2 protein-coding genes and 1 tRNA gene are annotated in these 2,389 nt (G+C 38.2%); 2 read left to right on the top strand and 1 reads right to left on the bottom strand.

What is annotated here, in order from left to right; translation table 11 throughout:
* Positions 1-177 precede the first annotated feature (177 nt).
* Together QZ334_RS07985 and mmuM are read left to right on the top strand one after the other, a co-directional pair.
* Positions 178-963 carry a basic amino acid ABC transporter substrate-binding protein gene (locus tag QZ334_RS07985; RefSeq protein WP_295233481.1) on the top strand — a complete coding sequence of 262 codons (786 nt, stop codon included), beginning with the start codon at positions 178-180 and terminating at the stop codon, positions 961-963.
* Between the two features lie 75 nt (positions 964-1,038).
* Positions 1,039-2,064: a homocysteine S-methyltransferase gene (mmuM, locus tag QZ334_RS07990; protein ID WP_295233483.1), complete on the top strand. Its 1,026-nt coding sequence runs from the start codon at positions 1,039-1,041 to the stop codon at positions 2,062-2,064.
* A gap of 193 nt (positions 2,065-2,257) precedes the next feature.
* On the opposite strand, the gene QZ334_RS07995 is transcribed toward mmuM, so the two are convergent.
* Positions 2,258-2,348, bottom strand: a tRNA-Ser gene (locus tag QZ334_RS07995).
* Positions 2,349-2,389: the final 41 nt, after the last annotated feature.

Raw genomic sequence — 2,389 nt, forward strand, 5'->3', positions numbered from 1 at the left:
TAATACCTATTAATATAGTTGGATTTATTGACCCTAACTATATCGAATGTTATCATAATATTATAATACCTCTAGAGGTATTATTTTTATTATACTCATACTGTAGGTATAGATAGATTTATTCGTATATAGAAAGAAAGCTTTACAGATTATTGTAACGTTAGAGTAAAATTAATTATGAAATTTAAGAAAATAGCAGCTCTTTTAGGGGCTTTTACCATCGCTAGTAGTTTATTTATAGCAGGCTGTGGTAATACAGGTACTAGTCAAAAGACATGGCGCGTTGGTACTGATGCGACCTATGCACCATTTGGTTTTAAAGATAAAGACAGCGGTAAATTAGCTGGTTTTGATGTAGATATTATTAATGCCATTGCACAGGAAGAGGGCGTTGAAGCCGATATTCAAAACTTGAACTTTGATGCGCTTTTACCAGCACTACAAAGTAATACCATCGATATTGCAATCTCGGATATGACTATTTCCGAGGATCGTGCCAAGTCTGTAGACTTTAGTAAACCATACTATATTGCAGGTAATGGCCTCGTTGTAAATATCGATAACACGAATATCAATAGTTTTAAGGACTTAGAAGGAAAGCGTATCGGTGTATCCATTGGTTCTACTGGTGCGGAAATTGCTAGTAAGATTCCTAATGCCGATGTGCGCCAATTTAATCTCATCGTAGATGCATTCTTAGAATTACAAAATAGAGGTGTAGATGTAGTTATTAACGATACACCGGTCAACGAATATTATGTTAATAGTAAGGGCAAAGGTATCGCAAAGGTTACTGGAGAGGACTATGATGCGGCACCACTTGGTATTGCCGTGAAGAAGGGCAATACTGAGCTTCTTAATAAAGTTAACGATGGATTGGCTAAGATTAAAGCCAATGGCAAATATGCGGAGATTTATAAAAAATGGTTTGGTAAAGAGCCACCAGCAGAGGATTTAAAATAGTTTGTAGATAGAACCTAAACGTATTATTTGTTATAATACGTTTAGTAAACCTCAAAAGGTATGAGGTAGTATAGAATGGGTGATATGATGGCTAAACGACGTGCATTTTTGGATATAATTAAAGAGAAGGGCGCCCTCGTTTTAGATGGTGGGTTAGGATCAGAGTTAGAGCGTTACGGCTGTAATCTTCAGCATAAATTATGGTCTGCTAAGATTCTTATGGACCAACCGGATATCATCAAAAAAATACATATCTCGTACTTGGCGGCTGGGGCAGATATCATTCAAAGTTCTGGATATCAAGCAACAGTAGCTGGCTTTAAAGGATTAGGTTATGGTACGGAAGAGGCTATAGAGCTCGTTAAATTATCCGTTCGTTTAGCTGTACAAGCTCGCAACGAGTTTTTAGAGGCTAAGGCGACTGGAGCACTTACATTGCGGGGGATTACACTTGGTGAAGAGACTCCAGATGGGGTTAGATATTTTTCTGAAGGTGCATTGCCTAAACCATTAGTGGCGGCTTCTGTAGGACCATATGGTGCATTTTTGGCGGATGGATCTGAGTACCGTGGATATCCTGATGTGCAAACTGAATATCTCGAAGTATTCCATATTCCTCGGTTAGCATTATTCTGTGAAGAAAACCCGGATATATTATCCTTTGAAACCATTCCGTCTTATGACGAAGCCATTGCCATTGCTCGCGCCATGTCTGACCCATACACATCGAGAGGAATTCCAGGATGGATTGCCTTTTCTTGTAAAGATGGACATCATGTTTCTAGTGGTGAAACCATCATTAAATGCGCGGAGATGATCGACAAGGTTAGACCTATAACTGGTATTGGTGTCAACTGTACTAAGCCGGAATACGTAGAGTCCTTGATTAAGGATATTCGGACTGTTACGGATAAACCGATTGCTGTATATCCTAATCTTGGTGAAAGCTATGATAGTGAAACTAAGACCTGGTATGGCGACCCTGCATCATTTGTAGATTATGTTGATGTATGGCGTAATGCTGGGGCAGATATCATAGGTGGTTGTTGTAGAACAACACCTGAAATTATTAGAGATATAGCTAGAAAAATTCATAAATAGTAATATAAACTAATGATATAAACATAAAAGGCTATCGATGTTAAGTCGATAGCCTTTTCTCTTTAGTCGTTTGGTAGTAGTAAAATGTAATACTTTAAAGTTTGATATAAGAGATATAAAAAGAGGTGATACATTCGTATCACCTCTTGGTTTTATATAATAAAAAAGCAGTGTATAAGCACTGCTTTTACTATGGCGGAGAGACAGGGATTTGAACCCTGGGTACGGGATAACCGCACACATGATTTCCAATCATGCTCCTTCAGCCGCTCGGACACCTCTCCATGTATTCTGTTGTCTAACAGGTACTTGTATAGTATATGAA

Source organism: Veillonella sp. (assembly GCF_019414865.1).
Lineage (GTDB): Bacteria > Bacillota > Negativicutes > Veillonellales > Veillonellaceae > Veillonella.

Coding starts and splice junctions, on each gene's coding strand:
- QZ334_RS07985 (WP_295233481.1), top strand. CDS start 178: ATGAAATTTAAGAAAATAGCAGCTCTTTTAGGGGCTTTTACCATCGCT.
- mmuM (WP_295233483.1), top strand. CDS start 1,039: ATGGGTGATATGATGGCTAAACGACGTGCATTTTTGGATATAATTAAA.